This window comes from Bradyrhizobium sp. UNPF46 (genome assembly GCF_006658625.1).
GTDB lineage: Bacteria > Pseudomonadota > Alphaproteobacteria > Rhizobiales > Xanthobacteraceae > Bradyrhizobium > Bradyrhizobium nitroreducens.
This window is the reverse complement of sequence record NZ_LFJB01000115.1, coordinates 1-1,115: the sequence shown is the minus strand read 5'-3', so window position 1 is coordinate 1,115 and position 1,115 is coordinate 1. Positions and strand designations below refer to the sequence as shown.

The following is a 1,115-nucleotide window of genomic DNA, read 5'->3' as shown; positions in this document are numbered from 1 at the left end:
CCGGCAACTGTTATGTTGACGGTGCGACCTTATAGATTTTTCGGTCGCGCAGCATAGCGTTGAGGATGGTCAGCAGCTTCCTGGCGACAGCAATGAGGGCGAGCTTCGCTGGTTTGCCGGCTTGGCGCAGCCGGTCGTAAAAGGCCTTGAAGCGGTCGGCGCGGCGAATGGCGTTGAGAGCAGCCATGTAGAGGGCGTCGCGGACGCGCTTTCGTCCGCCGCCGATCTTGCGCTTGCCTCGATAAGCCCCGCTATCGACATTGAAGGGAGCCAGGCCGGCAAGAGCGGCCACTTCCTTCGGCCCGAGACGCCCAAGTTCGGGCATCTGGGTGAGGAGTTGCATGCAGGCGACGGGCCCCACGCCGGGCACCGAGCGCATCAGCTGTGCATCGTCCGCAAGCTCCGGCTCGGCTTTGACGAGCGCATTGATCTCGGTCTCGATTTCAGCGATCTCATCATTGAGGACCTCGATGAGGCGAGCGATGCGTTCCGCCATGGCGCGGTCCTCGGCTTCGCTGCGGCGGTTCTTTTCCTGGGCTCGCATAGCAACCAGTTGGTCCCGCCGTTTTGCAAGCTTTGCCAAAGCGTTGCGGGCGGGTGTCGCGGCCTGCTCGGTGGCGGGCTTCATGGCGCGGGCGAAGGCCGCCAGCATCTGCGCATCGATCGGATCGGTCTTGGCGAGTTGGCCGCTGGCACGGGCAAAGTCGCGGGCACGGGCCGGATTGATACGGGCAAAGCGGATGCCGGCCCGATGCAGTGCCTCACGAAGCTCGAGGTCGTAGACCCCCGTAGCCTCGAAGACGACCAGCGCATCGCATCGCCAACGCGCCACCAGCTGTGTGATGGCGTGTGTCGCGTTGTCGATGCGTTCCGATACACCGACGGCCTCATCGAAAATATCGAGATGATGTTTGGAGACGTCGATTCCGACGCAACGAGAGGATATGATCACGGTGCCTGTCCCTGTGATGCGAGGTCTGTTGGCGCAGCCTCGTGCAACTGTTCAGGTTGTTGAATGGAACGGGCGGGAGACCGAGCCGGCTCACGGCGTCAAGCGCCAAGGACCCAACGGCTTCCCGCCCACCATCATTATGACAGGCTTTTCAGACACAGGG

Annotated in this window: 1 protein-coding gene; it reads right to left on the bottom strand. The window is 62.6% G+C overall.

From position 1 onward, the window contains the following. Window positions 1-10: 10 nt before the first annotated feature. Window positions 11-952 carry an IS110 family transposase gene (locus UNPF46_RS35615; RefSeq protein ID WP_142253153.1) on the bottom strand — a complete coding sequence of 314 codons (942 nt, stop codon included), beginning with the start codon at window positions 950-952 and terminating at the stop codon, window positions 11-13. Window positions 953-1,115: the final 163 nt, after the last annotated feature.